The organism is Clostridium vitabionis (assembly GCF_015351765.1).
Taxonomy (GTDB): Bacteria; Bacillota; Clostridia; order Lachnospirales; family Lachnospiraceae; genus Clostridium_R; species Clostridium_R vitabionis.
The window spans coordinates 1-17,265 of sequence record NZ_JADKQA010000002.1; the positions used below are offsets into that span (position 1 = coordinate 1).

At 55.7% G+C, this 17,265-nt stretch carries 18 protein-coding genes, 1 pseudogene and 1 riboswitch; of the genes and pseudogenes, 18 read left to right on the forward strand and 1 reads right to left on the reverse strand.

Annotated elements, in window-relative coordinates; all coding sequences use genetic code 11:
• The first annotated feature begins 151 nt into the window (after nucleotides 1-151).
• Nucleotides 152-292: riboswitch (molybdenum cofactor riboswitch) on the forward strand.
• A gap of 237 nt (nucleotides 293-529) precedes the next feature.
• The 3 genes from ISF27_RS04810 to ISF27_RS04820 are packed head-to-tail and all read left to right on the forward strand — an operon-like array spanning nucleotide 530 to nucleotide 4,165.
• On the forward strand, nucleotides 530-1,777 hold the full coding sequence (locus ISF27_RS04810) for a molybdopterin molybdotransferase MoeA (RefSeq protein ID WP_194609746.1): 1,248 nt from the start codon (nucleotides 530-532) through the stop codon (nucleotides 1,775-1,777).
• Nucleotides 1,778-1,793: 16 nt separating this feature from the next.
• On the forward strand, nucleotides 1,794-3,713 hold the full coding sequence (locus ISF27_RS04815) for a molybdopterin biosynthesis protein (RefSeq protein WP_194609748.1): 1,920 nt from the start codon (nucleotides 1,794-1,796) through the stop codon (nucleotides 3,711-3,713).
• Nucleotides 3,710-4,165 (forward strand): MOSC domain-containing protein, encoded by a 456-nt coding sequence (locus ISF27_RS04820; RefSeq protein ID WP_194609750.1) that lies wholly within the window; start codon nucleotides 3,710-3,712, stop codon nucleotides 4,163-4,165. Before ISF27_RS04815 ends, ISF27_RS04820 begins: the two co-directional genes overlap by 4 nt.
• Here the strand turns inward: ISF27_RS04820 and ISF27_RS04825 are convergent.
• Entirely contained in the window at nucleotides 4,146-4,343 is a 198-nt protein-coding gene (locus ISF27_RS04825) for a hypothetical protein (RefSeq protein WP_194610610.1), read from the reverse strand. The genes ISF27_RS04820 and ISF27_RS04825 overlap by 20 nt on opposite strands.
• Between ISF27_RS04825 and ISF27_RS04830 the strand changes: the two genes are divergently transcribed.
• From ISF27_RS04830 to ISF27_RS04900, 15 genes and pseudogenes are all read left to right on the forward strand, one after another.
• Nucleotides 4,276-4,662, forward strand: a complete 387-nt coding sequence (locus ISF27_RS04830) for a 4Fe-4S binding protein (RefSeq protein ID WP_194609752.1) — start codon at nucleotides 4,276-4,278, stop codon at nucleotides 4,660-4,662. The genes ISF27_RS04825 and ISF27_RS04830 overlap by 68 nt on opposite strands.
• A gap of 13 nt (nucleotides 4,663-4,675) precedes the next feature.
• Complete coding sequence (locus ISF27_RS04835; RefSeq protein ID WP_207727392.1) at nucleotides 4,676-6,919, forward strand: aldehyde ferredoxin oxidoreductase family protein; 2,244 nt, start codon at nucleotides 4,676-4,678, stop codon at nucleotides 6,917-6,919.
• Nucleotides 6,920-6,935: 16 nt separating this feature from the next.
• Nucleotides 6,936-7,421 (forward strand): MogA/MoaB family molybdenum cofactor biosynthesis protein, encoded by a 486-nt coding sequence (locus ISF27_RS04840; RefSeq protein ID WP_194609754.1) that lies wholly within the window; start codon nucleotides 6,936-6,938, stop codon nucleotides 7,419-7,421.
• Between the two features lie 196 nt (nucleotides 7,422-7,617).
• A complete protein-coding gene (thiS, locus tag ISF27_RS04845) occupies nucleotides 7,618-7,824 on the forward strand; it encodes a sulfur carrier protein ThiS (RefSeq protein ID WP_194609756.1) in 207 nt (68 codons plus the stop codon).
• A gap of 70 nt (nucleotides 7,825-7,894) precedes the next feature.
• Complete coding sequence (gene moaC, locus ISF27_RS04850; protein ID WP_194610529.1) at nucleotides 7,895-8,359, forward strand: cyclic pyranopterin monophosphate synthase MoaC; 465 nt, start codon at nucleotides 7,895-7,897, stop codon at nucleotides 8,357-8,359.
• Nucleotides 8,356-9,339: a GTP 3',8-cyclase MoaA gene (moaA, locus tag ISF27_RS04855; protein ID WP_194609758.1), complete on the forward strand. Its 984-nt coding sequence runs from the start codon at nucleotides 8,356-8,358 to the stop codon at nucleotides 9,337-9,339. Before moaC ends, moaA begins: the two co-directional genes overlap by 4 nt.
• 12 nt (nucleotides 9,340-9,351) lie before the next feature.
• Complete coding sequence (locus ISF27_RS04860; RefSeq protein WP_194609760.1) at nucleotides 9,352-9,873, forward strand: MOSC domain-containing protein; 522 nt, start codon at nucleotides 9,352-9,354, stop codon at nucleotides 9,871-9,873.
• 19 nt (nucleotides 9,874-9,892) lie between these two features.
• On the forward strand, nucleotides 9,893-10,471 hold the full coding sequence (locus ISF27_RS04865) for an aldo/keto reductase (RefSeq protein WP_194609762.1): 579 nt from the start codon (nucleotides 9,893-9,895) through the stop codon (nucleotides 10,469-10,471).
• Nucleotides 10,472-10,608: 137 nt separating this feature from the next.
• Nucleotides 10,609-12,306, forward strand: coding sequence for an IS1634 family transposase (locus ISF27_RS04870; protein WP_194609764.1), 1,698 nt, complete (start codon nucleotides 10,609-10,611; stop codon nucleotides 12,304-12,306).
• Nucleotides 12,306-12,539: a hypothetical protein gene (locus ISF27_RS04875; protein WP_194609766.1), complete on the forward strand. Its 234-nt coding sequence runs from the start codon at nucleotides 12,306-12,308 to the stop codon at nucleotides 12,537-12,539. Before ISF27_RS04870 ends, ISF27_RS04875 begins: the two co-directional genes overlap by 1 nt.
• A gap of 115 nt (nucleotides 12,540-12,654) precedes the next feature.
• Nucleotides 12,655-12,912 (forward strand): annotated as a pseudogene (locus tag ISF27_RS04880) (hypothetical protein); the annotation flags it as partial.
• Nucleotides 12,913-13,176: 264 nt separating this feature from the next.
• Nucleotides 13,177-13,842 carry a pyridoxamine 5'-phosphate oxidase family protein gene (locus ISF27_RS04885; protein WP_194609768.1) on the forward strand — a complete coding sequence of 222 codons (666 nt, stop codon included), beginning with the start codon at nucleotides 13,177-13,179 and terminating at the stop codon, nucleotides 13,840-13,842.
• Between the two features lies 1 nt (nucleotide 13,843).
• Nucleotides 13,844-15,382, forward strand: coding sequence for an ABC transporter permease/substrate-binding protein (locus ISF27_RS04890; RefSeq protein ID WP_194609770.1), 1,539 nt, complete (start codon nucleotides 13,844-13,846; stop codon nucleotides 15,380-15,382).
• A 3-nt stretch (nucleotides 15,383-15,385) separates the two neighbouring features.
• Nucleotides 15,386-16,192 carry an ABC transporter ATP-binding protein gene (locus tag ISF27_RS04895; protein WP_194609772.1) on the forward strand — a complete coding sequence of 269 codons (807 nt, stop codon included), beginning with the start codon at nucleotides 15,386-15,388 and terminating at the stop codon, nucleotides 16,190-16,192.
• 111 nt (nucleotides 16,193-16,303) lie between these two features.
• Nucleotides 16,304-17,248: an SIR2 family NAD-dependent protein deacylase gene (locus ISF27_RS04900; protein ID WP_194609774.1), complete on the forward strand. Its 945-nt coding sequence runs from the start codon at nucleotides 16,304-16,306 to the stop codon at nucleotides 17,246-17,248.
• Nucleotides 17,249-17,265 lie beyond the last annotated feature (17 nt).

The following is a 17,265-nucleotide window of genomic DNA, read 5'->3' on the forward strand; positions in this document are numbered from 1 at the left end:
AGAAGAGGAAGACTGAAACGGGAAAAACTTCCAGAGACTGCAAAGAAGCTCGTTATCTGGTGCTTTAGTTGTAAAATCTCTGGAAGTTCACAATAAATCGTGTGCATCCGCGGAAAAAGTATGTTATAGTAGATGCAGTAAAACAGAACAGACAGATCGGCCATTTCGAGCCCCGGATCCTCCGGCTTTTATGCCTGGATCCCCGGCCAAAGGGTCCGGGAGGAAACGCCCGGGCCTCCCGTTTTCCGGCCTGCGCCGGAAGACATTGGAAAGAAATCGTCCGGAGCCTGCCCGAAGGGGCGCGGCGCGGATTCTCCCCGGAGAATCTCCATGTCAGCCGCTGCTTCGCGTACCGTTCCTGCAGAGGACGGCAGTACCTGACATTCCGGATCTCCGGAAGTGAGGGAGGGACAGGCATATCCATGGATTTCTCTCCGCGCGAAGTGACGGATCGCACAGAACACCTGGCTCAGTGCGGAGAGCAGCGGTCTCTCCGGCTGAGCCTTTTTGCGTATATGGAGAGAAGATCATGAAACTTTTACAGACTGACACGCCTGCGCAGGCGCAGGCAAAGCTCCTGGAGGCATTCGGAGCGCATCCGGTGCAGAGGGAACTGGTTCCTCTCGCTTCCTGCACGGGCAGAATTCTGGCGGAAGACATCCGGGCGGGCGAGGACATTCCCGGATTTTTCCGCTCCACCGTGGACGGGTACGCCGTCCGCGCGAAGGACACGGCGGGTGCGGCGGATTCTGTTCCCGTCTTTCTGAAGGTTGCGGAGACGGTGAGAATCGGACATCCTGCCGTGACACGCCTTGCTCCCGGGCAGTGCGCTTATGTGCCGACCGGCGGCATGCTTCCGGCCGGAGCGGATGCCGTGGTGATGGTGGAATACTGCGAGATGCTGACCGGTGACGAGATCGCCGCTGAGGCGGCGGTCGCCGTGGGTGAGAATGTGGTCCGCCCGGGTGAGGACGTCAAAGCCGGCGAAATCCTGCTCACGAAAGGCACAGGGATCGGGCCCGCGCAGGCGGGGGCACTGGCTGCCGCCGGGGTCCGCAGCGTACCGGTCTTTGTTCCCTGGAAAGCGGCCGTCATCTCCACCGGCGATGAGCTGGTGCAGGCGGATGACGTTCCGGGGCCCGGACAGGTCCGCGATATCAACACCTGGTCGCTGGCAGCTGCGGTGCGGCAGACAGGGATGGAACTGGTGACGGCGGTCTGCATCCCGGATGACAGGGAACGGTTCCGGGATACGGTCCGGCGCGCTTCGGAGGAGGCGGATCTGGTCCTGACCTCCGGCGGAAGCTCGCAGGGTGTGAAGGATGACACGGAACAGGTCCTGGACGAGGTGTCCTGCGGCGGCGTCTTTACCCATGGGCTTGCACTCAAACCGGGAAAACCGACGATCCTGGCGCTGGACCGTGCGCGCGGCACACTGCTGATCGGGCTTCCGGGGCATCCGGTTGCGGCACTGACCGTGTTTTCTCTCCTGGCCGCTCCGCTTTGGCGTACTGTGACAGGGCAGAAAGCACCGCATGCGGTTCCGGCACGTGTGACGGAGAACATTGCGGCAGCGCCCGGGAAAGCCACGTGCGTACCGGTAAGACTTGCGGAGCACTGCTCACCGGACGGCATCTGCACTTACGATGCCGTGCCGGTTTTCGGAAAGTCCGGACTGATCACGACGATGGCAGGGGCGGACGGATACCTGATGATGGATGTGAACGAGGAAGGCCTTCATGCCGGCGATCTGACGCTGGTGCATGCATTTGCCTGAAGGAGGGTTTGCAGGCATGGCAAAGAGAAATCTGTATCTGAAAAACACTCCTGCTGATGAAGCACAGGCGGTTTATATGCAGGCGCTGGATCAGATCCTGGTTCCGGCAGCGGAACAGGTGCCGGTGCCGGAAAGTCTCGGGCGGATCACGGTGCATGCGGTCAGCGCGAAGTACTGTTCGCCTCTTTATAACGCGGCGGCCATGGACGGGATCGCCGTGACGGCATCCCGGACGGAGGGCGCTTCCGAGCGCACACCGGTGATCCTTTCTCCGGACGAGTTTATCACAGTCGATACGGGCGATCCGGTGCGTGATCCGTGGGACGCCGTGGTCATGGCGGAGGACGTGACGGAACTGCCGGACGGAAGCGTGCGCCTGATGGCGGCCGCTGCGCCCTGGCAGCATGTGCGGCCGATCGGCGAAGATATTGTCCAGGGGGAGATGCTGGTGCCGGGACATCACCGGATCCGTCCGGTGGATATCGGCGTGCTCCTGGCAGGCGGCGTCACAAAGATCGGGGTGTTCAAAAAGCCGAAAGTCGCGATCTTCCCGACGGGCACGGAGATCATAGAGCCGGGGACGGAGCCGAAAGACGGTGATATCATCGAATCTAATTCCCGCGTGTTCGAGGCGATGGTCCGCGAGGCGGGCGGCGATCCGGAGCGGTTTGCCCCGATCCCGGATGATTATAACCGCATCCGCAATGCGGTGGACCGCGCGGTCGATGATCATGATCTGGTCATCATCAACGCAGGCAGCAGCGCCGGCACGGAAGATTACACCGTGCATATTCTCCGGGAACTCGGTGAGGTGCTGATTCACGGCGTGGCGGTGAAGCCGGGTAAGCCGGTGATCCTCGCGGTGGTCCGCGGCAAGCCGGTGATCGGGCTTCCGGGATATCCGGTCAGTGCATGGATCAATTTCAGAAATTTCGTCACGCCGGTGCTGGACCGTCTGACCGGGCGGACGGCGCAGGAACTTCCGAAGGTGCAGGCGGTGGTCTCGAAGCGTCTGGTCTCCTCGCTCAAGTACCGGGAGTATGTCCGGGTGAAGGTCGGCGAGGTCGGCGGAAAACTGGTCGCCTCACCGCTTGCCCGCGGCGCAGGCGCTGCGATGAGCCTCGTGCGCGCGGACGGTTTCTGCGTGATTCCGCAGAACAGCGAGGGCGTGGAAGCGGGTGATCCGGTGGAGGTCGATCTGTTCCGGTCTCTCGATGAGATCCGGCGCACGGCGGTGATCATCGGAAGTCACGATCTGATCCTGGATATCGTGGCGGATATGATGCCGCAGAGATTTCCGGGCTATTTTATCTCCAGCACGCACGTCGGAAGCCTCGGCGGGCTGATGGCGCTGCGGCGCGGAGAGGCGCATATCACGCCGACCCACCTGCTGGATCCGGAGACGGGCGTCTATAACATCCCGACGCTGAAAAAGCTCTTCTCGGAACCCATCGCACTGGTCAAGGGTCTCGACCGGATCCAGGGCATCATGGTGCAGAAGGGCAATCCTCTGGGCATCCGGGGCGTGGAGGATCTGCCGGGCGTCCGGTATGTGAACCGCCAGCGGGGCGCCGGAACCCGGGTTCTGCTGGATTACCGGCTGCAGCAGGCCGGCATCGATCCGGAGAGTATCCGCGGCTATGACCGCGAGGTGACGACGCATATGGCGGTGGCGGCACAGGTTGCCTCCGGCGCCGCGGACGCCGGCATGGGAATCGAATCTGCCGCGCGGGCGATGCACCTGGATTTTGTGGAGGTCGGTCCGGAAGAGTACGATTTCGCGATTCCGGTGAGGTTCCTGAAACTTCCGCAGGTGCAGGATTTCCTGCAGCTTCTGCATGATCCGGAATTCCGGAAGAGAGTGCTTGCCCTGGGCGGGTATGCATTTCGCCAGACAGGGAAGATCATCTATGTGAACGGAGGTGATCAGAGTTGAGCAGGCAGCATACTGCAGTCGAAAGCCTGCAGATTTTTGAAAAGAAGGGCGCACCCGGGACCGCCGTGGCGCAGGTGCGGGCGATGGCAGGAGCGGGCCTCGCCGGCGACCGGCACGCGGACGGAGGTCCGAAGCAGATCTCTGTGACCGATGCTGCCGCGGCCGTGTGGATGGCGCGGCAGCCGGAGGAGGGACTGTGCTTTCCCAGGTATAAGGCGAACATCACCGTAAGCTTTGCGGGCGGCAGGACCTTTCGCCCCGGGGACAGATTCCGGGCGGGCAGCGCCGTGCTGGAGATCACGGACAGCAGGAAGCTCTGCTTTCCGGAGTGTCCGCGCTTTCCGAAGCGTGAGGCCTGCCTGCTGCGCTGGAGCGCCTGGTATGCGCGCGTCGTGGAAAGCGGCGTGATCCGGACGGGAGATCCGGTCATATTCAGCGAAGAGGAACAGTGAACATCCGCATGCGGAAATCTGCCGCGGGCCGCGCGATTGCGGCAGCAGGTGCCGGGAAGATCCGGTGCATCGGCAGGAACACAGCAGTGTCGGTCAAGGAGGTATCACAAATGAAGCGAATTGCCAAAGATGAATCAAAATGCATCGGGTGCAGATCCTGTGAGAATGCCTGTTCCATGGCATACTATAAAAAACAGGATCCGCAGCTCTCCTGCATCCGGATCACGGATCTTCCGGATGGGGGACATCACATCGCAGCCTGCAACCAGTGCGGCATCTGCGCGTCGGTCTGCAACACGGTCGTGATCCGGCCGAATCCGAAGGGCGTATATATGCTGAACAAAAAAGAGTGCGCCGGATGTCTCATGTGCGTGGGGTTCTGCCCGCAGGACGTCATGGTGCATGCGGAAGGAGCTCTGGAACCGTCGAAATGCACTTCCTGCGGTCTGTGCGTGAAAGCCTGCCCGACCGGTGCGATCTGGATGGAAGAAGTCTGAGGAGGGAAGAACCATGATCAGAATGAAAGATGTAGCACGCTATGCCAATCCCGATCCGGCCGAGATCACGAAGATGAAACAGGCGCACTGCCTGATCGCGGAGATGTCCTATGAGCACACTCCGCTCGAGAGAGGATATACGGACAAGCGCCTGCGGATCGACATCGGCACAAACGAGATTCAGATTTTCGATATCCCCGCGGACGTGAAGGAAAAATTCACCGGCGGCAAGGGATACTGCCTGCGGTATCTGTGGGACGACGTTACCCCTGAGACCCGGTGGGACAGCCCGGAGAACGCGATCACCATGTCTCCGGGACCGATCGCCGGCATCACGCAGTACGGCGGCACGGGCAAATGTCTTCTTGCAACCCTTTCCCCGATGACGGACATCCCGGTTGACTGCAACGTCGGCGGCTACTTCGGCCCGTTCCTGAAGTTCTCCGGCTTCGACATGATCGAGCTGGTCGGCAAGGCCAGGGAGGACATCATCATCGTCATCGACGGCATGAAGAACACCATCTCCATCGAGACGGCGCCGGAAGAGCACGAGGACGCGCACCTGCTGACCGAGGAGCTGACCAATGAATACGCCGAGGACGAGAACGACAAGAAGAACATCGCAGTGGTATGTTCGGGCAGTGCCGCAAAATACGCGAACATGGCCATGATCAACTTCAGCTTCTTTGATCCGAGAAGGAACGTCTGCCGCCTGAAACAGGCGGGCCGCGGCGGCATGGGCCGCGTGCTGGCTGACAAGCACATCAAGGCGGTGGTCTGCCGCTTCGGACCGGTCAAGGCGAACCTGAACAATCCTGCGGATCTCGATATCCTGTTTAAGGACGGACTCAAGTTCCACCGCGAGGTCGCGAAGCTCGACAGCAAGCAGAACGGCATGCGCAAGACGGGTACTGCCTACTCGATCGAGACGCTGAGCGATTACGATATCCTGCCGTTCCACAACTATCAGTACGGCGGCACCCCGGATGCGCCGAAGTTCGGGCCCGGCGTGTTCAAGGAGAAATATCTGACGCAGGGCGGCGCGGACGGCTGCTGGTACGGCTGCTCTCTTGCGTGCGCGAAGACGGCGGACCACTTCCTGCTGAAGACGGGACCTTATGCGGGCGAGCGCGTCTGCGTCGACGGGCCGGAGTACGAGAGCGCCGCGGGACTGGGACCGAACTGCGGAATTATTGACCCGGAGGCGATCCTGGAGCTGAACTTCTACTGCGACACCTACGGACTTGATACCATCTCCTGGGGCACCATGACAGCGTTCCTGATGGAGTGTTGGGAGAGGGGAATTCTGAACAGCGAGCGCACCGGCGGACTGGATCTGACCTGGGGCAACTGGAGATCCTCCCTCGAGATGATGCACATGATGGCGAAAAACGAGGGCTTCGGAAAGATCGCCGCGCTCGGCGCACATAAGCAGAAGCTTTACTTTGCGGAGCAGGGCTGGGGCAATCTCAAGGAGATGGACAGCTTCTGCATGGAGATGAAGGGCATGGAGTTCTCCGAGTACGGCTCGAAGGAATCCCTGGCGCAGCAGGGCGGCTTCGGCCTGACGAACAAGGGACCGCAGCATGATGAAGCCTGGCTGATCTGGATGGATCAGGTCAACAACCAGATCCCGACGTTCGCGGACAAGGCGGAGGCGCTGTATTTCTTCCCGATGTTCCGCACCTGGTTCGGACTGGTCGGCCTGTGCAAGCTGCCGTGGAACGATATTGCTCCCGCGGACAATGCGGAGACGTCGGAACCGGCGAAAGTTCCGGAGCATCTGCAGAACTACTGCGATCTGTTCTACGGCGTGACCGGGAAGAAAGTGACCGAGAAGGATCTGATCCGGCAGTCCGAGCGCGTCTATGATTTCCAGAGAATCTTTGATATCCGCATGGGCAAAGGACTCCGGAAGAATGACGCGATCCCGTACCGCGCGGTGGGCCCGGTTACGGAGCATGAATATCTCTCCCGGCAGGAACGCTACGACGGGCAGCTGACGGAGCGCGCCGGCATCCCGAAGGAGAAGGTTGCGCAGATGAGCACGGAAGAGAAGATGAACGAGACCTGGAAGTACCGTGCCGGTGAGTACACAAAGCTGATCAATTCGGTTTACCCGAAGCGCGGCTGGACGCTGAACGGTGTTCCGAAGATCGAGTATCTGAAAGAACTCGGGATGGATCTGCCGGAACTGATCGAGATCGTGGCGCCGCTGCAGGATGCGGAGCCGGATGCCGGTCCGGACGTGATCTGAGCCGGAGGTGCAGGGGATGAGAGTGGCGATCATTACATCCAGTGATTCCGGTTACGCCGGGACGCGGGAAGATCAGAGCGGTCCGGTGATTCGGGATATGATGACGGAGGCAGGCTATGAGATCGTGTCGGCCGACCTTCTGCCGGATGATTTCGACCGGCTGAAATCAAGAATCATGGAAATCTGCGATCAGGGGTCTGCGGATCTGATCCTGACGACGGGCGGAACAGGTTTTTCCCCGCGCGATGTTATGCCAGAGGTAACGAAGGCAGTCTCGGAGCGGGACGTTCCCGGCATTCCGGAAGCCATGCGCGCGAACAGCATGCAGTATACGGACCGGTCCATGCTGTCCCGCGCGGCAGCAGGCATCCGGAAAAGCACGCTGATCATCAATCTGCCCGGGAGTCCTAAGGCGGTTCGGGAGAATCTGAGTTTTATTCTCGGACCGCTGCGGCACGGGCTGGAGATTCTGACCGGACAGGCGGGCAACTGTGCAAGGTGATGGCATTCCGGTACATTTGTAATTTGCAACTGTTTGTGTTAAGATAAAAACAGAAAATTCACAGTGACACAGCCCGGCGGCAGACCGCCGGGCTGTATGTGACAAGGCGGCAGATCCTGCCGTGCACGGTGACGCCGCACGGTTTGTGCCGGAGTTTCCGCGCAGAGCAGACGGCAGGAGGTTTCCTTCTGAGGAGATGAGAGAGATGATGCTGAATCACAGACCATATCAGGACTGGCACGAAGGCCTGACCGTTCAGGGCGTGATCGAACATATGAAGTTTACCTGGCCGAAATTGGTTGTGAAGATCAACGGAAAGCTGATCTGGCCGGAACAGTACGGGCAGGCACAGCTTGCCGAGGGGGATGACCTGGAGATCATTCACCTGCTCGGCGGAGGATGAGGACGAGAAATTTTCGCAACAGGTCAGACAGGAAAAAGGAGCGTGAGGAGCAGCTGTGGCAGAACAGAAGATGAACCATTTTGACGAGAAGGGCAACGCCGTGATGGTGGATGTGTCCGATAAAGCGGTGACCAGCCGCACCGCGCAGGCATCCGGCCTGATCCGCGTCAACCGGGCGGTGATGGACGCTGTCCTGGCGGGAACCGTGAAAAAAGGCGATGTCCTGAATGTGGCGCGCGTCGCCGGTATCATGGCGGTGAAGCGCACCTGGGAGCTGATTCCGATGTGCCACCCGCTGCCGGTCACGAAGTGTGCGGTGGATTTCGAGACGGATCCGGAGCACCTGACGATCCGTGCGGTCTGCACGGTGAAGGTGGACGGGAAGACCGGTGTGGAGATGGAAGCGCTGACCGGCGTCAGCACAGCACTGTTGACGATCTATGATATGTGCAAGGCGATCGACCGGCGGATGGAACTGGATGAGATCCATCTGGATGCGAAATCGGGCGGAAAGAGCGGTGACTTCATCAGATGAATGACGAGTACGGAAGAAAGATCAATTACCTGCGGATTTCGGTGACGGACCGCTGCAATCTCAGATGTCTCTACTGCATGCCGGCGGACGGCGTCCCGGATGTCGGACACGATCAGATCCTGACGTATGAGGAGATTGCCAGAATCACACGCACGGCTGCGAAAAAGGGCGTGACCCGGATCAAACTGACCGGCGGGGAACCGCTTGTCCGCGGGCATGTGAGCAGCCTGATCCGCGAACTGAAGCAGGTCCCGGGCATCGAGCAGGTGACGCTGACGACGAACGGAGTGCTTCTGGCGGATCAGTATGAGGAACTGGCAGACGCGGGGCTGGACAGTGTGACGATCTCGCTCGATACGATGAACAGCCCCGCCTATCAGGCGATTACCCGCCGGGACGAATTCGAGCGGGTGATCCGCAGTCTGAGATACGCGATCGCACAGGGAAGGATGCAGCTGAAAATCAACTGTGTGCCTTTGCCTGGAATCAACGAGGACGATCTGATTCCGGTCGCGCAGATCGCGAAAGAGCATGAGGTTCATGTCCGTTTCATCGAGATGATGCCGATCGGGCTCGGCTGCAGTTTCCGCCCCATTCCGGAGTATCTGATCCGCCGCCGTCTGGAGGAAACGTTCGGCACGATGACGGAGGTGGAGGAAAAGCTGGGCAATGGTCCAGCGCGCTACTATGCGATCCCGGGCTTCCGGGGGAGAATCGGATTTATCAGCGCGATCTCCCACAGGTTCTGCAGTTCCTGCAACCGGGTGAGGCTGACATCCACCGGATTTCTGAAGACCTGCCTGCAGTACGACTGCGGCACGGATCTGCGCGGGATCCTGCGCGGAGGCGGCACGGATCAGGATCTGGAGCGCGCCTGGGAGGAAGCGATCGCGGGGAAACCGCGGGAGCACCGTTTCGGAAGTGCCGCGGCATATGTGCAGGACCGCGAAGAACGGGGCATGAACGAGATCGGCGGCTGAAAAGGAGAAAACATGGGGAGACTGCTGGCAGTGTGCACCAGTCCCGCGAAAGGGACAGAAAAAGTGAATATCCATGAGGGGGATCTGATCGCCGACTGGGGACTGCAGGGGGACGCGCATGCCGGACACTGGCACCGGCAGGTCAGCCTTCTTGCATACGAGAAAATCGAAGATTTCCGAAAGCGCGGGGCCGAGATCCACGACGGTTCCTTCGGAGAAAACCTGATCATAGAGGGCTGGGATTTGAAAACGCTGGACCTGGGGACGCGCTTTCAGATCGGCGAAGCGGTTCTCGAACTGACGCAGGTCGGGAAGAAGTGCCATCACGGCTGCGCGATCTTCCAGAGGATGGGCGACTGCATCATGCCGCGGGAAGGCGTCTTCACACGCGTGATCCGCGGCGGGCATGTGAAAGAAGGCGACGAAGTCGTGCTTCTGCCTCCGGTGAAGACACCGGATCAGATCCGGGCGGAGACCGAGGCGGATCTGATCCGCATGCAGGCGGAAAGCGCTGCAGCCGGGCGGGAAAACTGAGCAGAGAAGGAGTAACTGGATGAAGTATTTGAATCTTGCGGACGGCAATCGGATACCGGAGATGGGATTCGGCTGCTATAACGCGTTCGGGGACGAGATGGTGAAAGCGGTGGCCTGTGCAATCGGGTCCGGGTACGCGTACATCGACTCGGCGGAGAAGTACGGCAATGAAGACGAGGTCGGCAAGGGGATATCGGAAGCTGGCGCAAAGCGGGAAGATCTCTTCCTGCTCTCGAAAGCGTGGCCGACGTCCTTCGGAAATCTGGAGGACGCGCTGGTGCAGACCATGAAGAAACTGGGCACGGATTATCTGGATGCGTATCTGCTGCACTGGCCGGGCACGAAAGCAGATGTGCGGCTGAAGGCCTGGGAGCAGATGCTGCGCCTTCAGGAGCGCGGGCTTGTGCGAACAGCGGGTGTGTCGAATTTCCTGCCGGAACAGATTGAGGAGATCGGAAGAGAGTTCGGAGCACTGCCGGCGATCGATGAGCTGGAGTGCCACCCGAGTTATCAGCAGCGTGAGATGCAGAACTGGTGCCGCGCGCGGAAGATTCAGACGATCGCCTATATGTTGACTTCCAATAAAACGTGCAACTAGAGAAAAACTGCGCGCAATACAACGCCCCAAAAGCCTTGAAAACACTGGATAATTCCGCATTTTTGCTTGCAATTGTGCGGATTTTTTGATACACTATATATAGTCGTAAATACCACTATTTAATTTTGGAGAAAGCTATGTATCTTGGTTACCTTGTTGATGTGCCGGATGAAAAGGGAAAAATCACTTTCCGACAGAAGGGAAATGCGAAGTACGTGTACTATGAATACGATCGCGCCTATGATCCAAAACGCAAGTATACGATCGTGAAAAGATCGACGATCGGAAAACTGTCGGATGAAGATCCGGATAAGATGTGCCCGAATGAGAACTTTCGAAAGTTCTTTCCGGAGGTGGAAGCAGCCGGGGAACGTGGTGATGCCGGCCGGAGCAGCGCACTGAAAGCCGGCACATATATGGTGATCAATCAGGTGGTGAAGGATCTCGGGCTGGGCGAGAAACTGGAGGCTGCTTTTGGCGTCAGAAACAGCGGGATGATTCTTGACCTGGCTGCCTACTCCGTCATTACAGAAAATAATGCGGCACAGTACTATCCGGATTATGCGTATAACCATCCACTCTTCACACCAAATATGAGGATCTACAGTGATTCAACGATTTCTGATTTCCTGCGGGATCTCAGTGAAGACCAGCGGCAGAACTTTCTGAATCTTTGGAATGAGGAACGGAATAAGCGTGAACGGGTCTATATCTCCTACGATTCTACAAACAAGAATTGTGAAGCCGGTGACATCAGCATGATTGAGTATGGCGCAGCGAAGGTCGATGCCGGCCTGCCGATCTTTAATTATGCCATTGGTTACGATGTGAACAACCGTGAGCCACTGATGTATGAGAAGTATCCGGGAAGCATCAATGACGTTTCGCAGCTGCAGTACATGATCGCGAAGGCAAAAGGGTACGGGTACAACAACATTGGTTTTATTTTGGATCGGGGCTATTTCAGCAAAGAAAATCTGAAGTTTATGGATGAAAACGGATTTGCATTTATTATTATGGTGAAAGGCATCAAGGACTTTATTCATGATCAGATCCGTCAGCAGAAAGGCTCCTTTGAGAACGACTGGGGTAATCAGATCGCGGAATTCGGCGTGTACGGGAAGACGGTTCACACTTTTGTGTATGCATCAGATACCAGGAAGCGGTATGTACATATGTATTATAGCGCGGCGAAAGCGGCCGGTGAACGCGCCAGATTTGAAGAGAAGATCCAGCAGATGCAGAGCTTCCTGGATGCACACCGCGATGAAGACCGGGAGTTTGGCCCGACATTTGAAAAATACTTCTTCCTGCACAGGGATAAGGAAAGCGGCATGTTTGTTTACGCAGAGCCGAAGCTTCAGGTGATCCGGGACGAGCTGGAATTGTGCGGTTATTTTGCCATCATCACATCGGAAAAGATGAATGCAAAGCAGGCAATCAGCCTGTATAAAAACCGTGATGCGTCAGAAAAACTGTTCCGCGCAGATAAGTCCTACCTTGGCAATGGGGCGCTCCGGGTTGCCTCGGAAGAAGCGGCAAATAACAAGATCTTTATCGGATTTATTGCGCTAATCATTCGCTGCAGAATTTATACCGCGTTAAAAGACAAGGCAGGCACTATGCTAAAAAAGCCAAATTATTTCACGGTGCCTGCAGCTATCCGGGAGCTGGAAAAAATCGAGATGTGCAGGCAGTTGGATAACGTGTACAGGATGGATCATGCGGTGACCAAGACACAGAAAGAAATCCTGAGCGCCTTTGGAATTGATGCATCTTATGTGAAATATAAGGCTGCCTGCATCAATAGTGCGCTAAAGGAGGGAACAAAGTAATGGCAAGAACAATTAGCAGAGATGCACTGGAGCAAAAGATCAGTAAGCTTGAAACGGCAATCAGTAAGAACAGGCAACAGTATGATCAATTGACGCAGGAACTGAAAGAGCTGCTGGACAAGAAGAAAGCACTGCAGAGCGAGGAACTGATGAAGGCAATCGCTGAAAGCTCCCGAAGCTATGAGGATATCCTCCGTTACATCAAGGGCAGCTTGCCAGAAGAGGAAGACTGAAACGGGAAAAACTTCCAGAGACTGCAAAGAAGCTCGTTATCTGGTGCTTTAGTTGTAAAATCTCTGGAAGTTCACATGTTGGACGAGGTGCAGCTTCTCGGAGATTTTGAGTCGTAAGAAGCTCCTTAAGTTCGTCCTGGACGACGGAACGGGCACGGACCGCGTGATTTTTAGCGGTATCCATAGCTTTTACGAGCCGGAAGAGCTGGTCGGAAAGACCCTGATTGCCATCACGAATCTCCCGCCGAGAGCGAAGATGGGGATCGACTCCTGCGGCATGCTCCTGTCCGCGGTGAACGAGAGAAGCGGCGAGGAAGAGCTCCATCTTCTGATGGTGGACAACCACATTCCGGCCGGCGCGAAGCTGTATTGATCCGGAGAAAATCACGGGCGGAAAATCTGACACACATCCCAGTTCCAAAAACCTTCAAGGCACTCCTTTTCAGAATCAATCTGAGAGGGGTGCCTTTTATCATGCCAGATACGTTAATTTTTCATGCCCTCTGGGTACATTTTGACAACAAAATGCTCCGGCGATCGTGCTTGGAAAATCCCGGAAACTTATTGACAAAGCAGATGAAATAAAATATATTACATCAAGAAAGTCACATTGTAGCTCAGGGAGGAGAGAAAATACATGAATGCACAGAACTGTCTGGATATCCTTAGGGAGATTAAGGATGTGGCTTTTGCCACGGTGAATGACGAGGGAAAGCCGGAGGTTCGGATCATCGACGTGATGATCGTGGGGCAGGATAAGCTGTATTTTTGCACCGGTCGTGGAAAGGATTTTTACCGTCAGCTCATAGAACATCCGGACGTAGCCGTTACCGGACTGAATAAAAAGTTCCAGATGGTACGCCTGTCCGGGAAGGCAGAAACGCTGACAGATCAGAAATACTGGATTGATCGGATTTTTGAGGAGAATCCGGTGATGAATGGCGTTTACCCGGGCGAGAGCCGCTATATTCTGGAACCGTTCTGCATCAGCAGAGGGGAACTGGAATTCTTTGATCTCGGGAAAAGCCCGATTTATAGGGAAGGCTTCGTGTTTGGCAGTGCGGAGGCTTCGAGAGAAGCAACGCAGAATACGGGAAAAGAGGCGCAAATTTGTCATGCACCGCGTGAAAAAGGTTTTCTGATTACCGATGTCTGTATCGGCTGCGGGAAGTGCATGCGCGGCTGCCCGCAGCAGTGCATTACGAAGGGGACACCATTCCGGATCCATCAGGAGCACTGCCTGCATTGTGGACTCTGTTTTGAGAACTGCCCGGTTCAGGCAATTATAAGGAGAGGAGCATAAGATGCTGAAGGATGTATGGATCTTACTGACCACCAAATGGGACTTTTTCGGAAAACTGCTCCTTGAACATATCGGGATTTCGATCGCGGCAATTCTGATTGCCATTGTATTCGGAGGACTTGTCGGGATTCTGATCAGTGAATATCAGAAGAGCGCGAAGCCGACACTTGGCGTCATTAACTTTCTATATACCATTCCCTCAATTTCGATGCTGGGCTTTCTGATCCCTTTTTCCGGAATCGGCAATGCGACGGCAATAATCGCACTGACCATCTATGCATTGCTCCCGATGGTGCGAAATACGTATACAGGCATGACCAACGTGGATCCTGCAATTTTGGAAGCGGCAAAGGGCATGGGCAGTACAAAGAAGCAGGTTCTGTTTCGCGTGCAGCTTCCTCTCGCGATGCCGGTGATCCTCTCCGGCATCCGGAACATGGTCACGATGACAATCGCCCTTGCCGGCATCGCGTCCTTCATCGGCGCCGGCGGGCTTGGCGTCGCGATCTACCGCGGCATTACAACGAATAATGCTGCGATGACGATTGCGGGCAGCCTTTTGATTGCGGTTCTGGCTCTTGTCGTGGATTTTCTTCTTGGCTTTGTGGAGAAGAGGATGAATCTGCATGGAAAGAAGGCAAAAAAACAGAACCGGATCATGGCTGTGACAGCTGTGGCTTTGATTGTCTGCATGATTGCTGGAATCGCATTTCCACATAGGAGCAATAAAGTGATTCATCTGGCTACGAAGCCGATGACCGAGCAGTATATCCTCGGAGAAATGCTGAAAACAGTGATCGAACAGGACACGGGGCTGACCGTAGACCTGACACAGGGTGTCGGCGGTGGTACATCCAACATTGAACCGGCTATGGAGAGCGGGGAATTTGATCTTTATCCGGAATACACCGGAACTGGCTGGAACATGGTTCTAAAACGGGACAGCCTGTATTCGGAGGATCAGTTTGAAGAGCTGCAGAAAGAGTATCAGGACAAGCTGGGACTTACCTGGGATGTGATGCTGGGCTTCAATGATACTTACGGGATAGCTGTCCGGAAAGAGATCGCGGACAAGTATGGACTGAAAACGTATTCTGACCTACAGAAAGTTAATGGAAAACTGGTCTTTGGCGCGGAGTACGATTTCTTTGAACGGCAGGATGGTTATGACAAGCTCTGCAGCACCTACGGACTCAGTTTTAAATCGACCAGCGACATGGACATGGGGCTGAAATATCAGGCAATGAACAGCGGAAAGATTGATATCATGCCGGTGAATACGACAGACGGACAGCTCTCTCAGGCGGATGTCACTGTGCTTGAAGATGACAAGCAGATGTATCCGTCTTATCAGTGCGGGATCGTCGTTCGCCAGGAGATCCTTGACAAGTATCCGGAGCTTCAAACAGCACTTCAGAAATTTGACAAAATCCTGACGGAAGCTGATATGCAGGAAATGAATTATGAGGTAGAAACGGAAAAGAAGGAGCCTGCGGACGTTGCAGAGGCATTTCTGACGGAGAAAGGGCTGGTGAAATAAGAGATGGATACAGCGATTGAGTTCCGGCATATCCGGAAATCGTATGGGGATACGGTCATTGTCCCGGATTTCAATCTGGAAATCGAAAAAGGCGAATTTGTCACCATCATCGGTTCCTCCGGATGCGGCAAAACAACGGCGCTGAAAATGATCAACGGCCTGATTCCGCCGACCAGCGGAGATATCCTGGTCAACGGAGAAAATATCCGTAACAAGGACATGATTGCGCTCCGTCGCGGGATCGGATATGCGATTCAGGGCAGTGTGCTTTTCCCGAATATGACCGTGGAGCAGAATATCTCCTATGTTCCAAGCCTCCTGAATAAGAAGGATAAGGAAAGGACAGAAAAGGCAGTGGACAAATGGATGCAGATCATCGGACTGGATCAATCTATGAAGGAGCGCTACCCCTCAGAGCTTTCCGGCGGACAGCAGCAGAGGGTCGGGATTGCCAGAGCGCTTGCAGCCTCTCCGGATATCCTACTGATGGATGAGCCCTTTGGCGCGGTGGACGCAATCACAAGAGAACAGCTTCAGAATGAGCTGAAAGAGATTCATAAGAAGACCGGAATCACAATTCTGTTTGTCACGCATGATATTGAAGAAGCCTTGGAACTCGGCACAAAGGTACTGGTGATGGATCACGGAGAAATCCAGCAGTACGGGACGCCAAAGGAATTGCTTCAAAATCCGGTGACAGACTTTGTGAGGAAGCTGGTCGAAAAACAGCGCAGGATGTGCTTCCTTCCGGAGGGAAAACTGAAAGACTGCGAGTACTGCGGCGCGGCGTGTGGAGCAGTCGCAGGCTGAGACGGCAAAAATTGTTTCTCACATCGCCTGAAAGCGCTGGTTATGGTTCTATGTTTCTATGATGCGGCTTAAACGCAGCCGGATGTTGCCATTTACGGAAAGGAGCATCAGATGTATTATTTTAATCCGGATACAATCATGACAAATGGTCCGAAAATGAGCTTTGATCAAAAAATATCCGTACTGCAGGAACAACTTGCCAATGTGGATGCGGTTGTGATCGGAGCAGGGAGCGGTCTTTCGACTGCGGCAGGATATACCTACTCGGGAGAACGCTTCGAGAAATATTTTGCCGATTTTGGGAGAAAATATGGCTTTCGGGATATGTATTCCGGAGGCTTCTATCCGTATCAGACGATGGAAGAATTCTGGGGATACTGGTGCAGAAATATCTGGATCAACCGGTACGCGCAGATCCCGTCAGATCTCTATGAGCGGCTGCTTGCACTGGTCAGGGACAAAGATTATTTTGTCCTGACAACCAATGTTGATCATTGCTTCCAGAGAAGTGGATTCGATAAGAAGCGGCTTTTCTATACGCAGGGGGATTATGGCTTATTCCAGAGCAGTTCCCCGGGCAAGGCGGCGAGGAACAAGACCTACGATAACTACGAGGTCATCCGCAGGATGATCCTCTCGGAAGGATATCAGATCGGAAAAAACGAAGAACTGATTGTCCCGAAGGATACGGCGATCAGAATGACAGTGCCGTCTGATCTTGTTCCGGTATGTCCGGATGACGGAAAACTGATGACCACGAATCTTCGCTGCGACGACAGCTTTGTGGAGGACGAGGGCTGGCATCAGGCGGCACTGCGGTATCAGGATTTCCTGCGCCGGCATGAACGGCTTCGTGTTCTGTATCTGGAACTCGGGGTCGGGATGAACACACCCGTAATAATCAAGTTTGTGTTCCATCGTCTGACCCGCGAAAATCCACGTGCTTTCTATGCGTGCGTGAATCAGGGGGAGGCATATTTTCCGGATGACATTGCGTCCCGGTCTGTCGCAATCAACGCTGACGCCGGGAGGGTGTTATCCGCATTGATTCCATAAAAGCGGCATGCCGCTTC

Bases quoted from the DNA above. Each gene is read 5' to 3' on its own strand.
- ISF27_RS04810 (WP_194609746.1), top strand. From the start codon at position 530: ATGAAACTTTTACAGACTGACACGCCTGCGCAGGCGCAGGCAAAGCTC.
- ISF27_RS04815 (WP_194609748.1), top strand. From the start codon at position 1,794: ATGGCAAAGAGAAATCTGTATCTGAAAAACACTCCTGCTGATGAAGCA.
- ISF27_RS04830 (WP_194609752.1), top strand. From the start codon at position 4,276: ATGAAGCGAATTGCCAAAGATGAATCAAAATGCATCGGGTGCAGATCC.
- ISF27_RS04825 (WP_194610610.1), bottom strand. From the start codon at position 4,343: ATGGAACAGGCATTCTCACAGGATCTGCACCCGATGCATTTTGATTCA.
- ISF27_RS04835 (WP_207727392.1), top strand. From the start codon at position 4,676: ATGATCAGAATGAAAGATGTAGCACGCTATGCCAATCCCGATCCGGCC.
- ISF27_RS04840 (WP_194609754.1), top strand. From the start codon at position 6,936: ATGAGAGTGGCGATCATTACATCCAGTGATTCCGGTTACGCCGGGACG.
- thiS (WP_194609756.1), top strand. From the start codon at position 7,618: ATGAGAGAGATGATGCTGAATCACAGACCATATCAGGACTGGCACGAA.
- moaC (WP_194610529.1), top strand. From the start codon at position 7,895: ATGAACCATTTTGACGAGAAGGGCAACGCCGTGATGGTGGATGTGTCC.
- moaA (WP_194609758.1), top strand. From the start codon at position 8,356: ATGAATGACGAGTACGGAAGAAAGATCAATTACCTGCGGATTTCGGTG.
- ISF27_RS04860 (WP_194609760.1), top strand. From the start codon at position 9,352: ATGGGGAGACTGCTGGCAGTGTGCACCAGTCCCGCGAAAGGGACAGAA.
- ISF27_RS04865 (WP_194609762.1), top strand. From the start codon at position 9,893: ATGAAGTATTTGAATCTTGCGGACGGCAATCGGATACCGGAGATGGGA.
- ISF27_RS04870 (WP_194609764.1), top strand. From the start codon at position 10,609: ATGTATCTTGGTTACCTTGTTGATGTGCCGGATGAAAAGGGAAAAATC.
- ISF27_RS04875 (WP_194609766.1), top strand. From the start codon at position 12,306: ATGGCAAGAACAATTAGCAGAGATGCACTGGAGCAAAAGATCAGTAAG.
- ISF27_RS04885 (WP_194609768.1), top strand. From the start codon at position 13,177: ATGAATGCACAGAACTGTCTGGATATCCTTAGGGAGATTAAGGATGTG.
- ISF27_RS04890 (WP_194609770.1), top strand. From the start codon at position 13,844: ATGCTGAAGGATGTATGGATCTTACTGACCACCAAATGGGACTTTTTC.
- ISF27_RS04895 (WP_194609772.1), top strand. From the start codon at position 15,386: ATGGATACAGCGATTGAGTTCCGGCATATCCGGAAATCGTATGGGGAT.
- ISF27_RS04900 (WP_194609774.1), top strand. From the start codon at position 16,304: ATGTATTATTTTAATCCGGATACAATCATGACAAATGGTCCGAAAATG.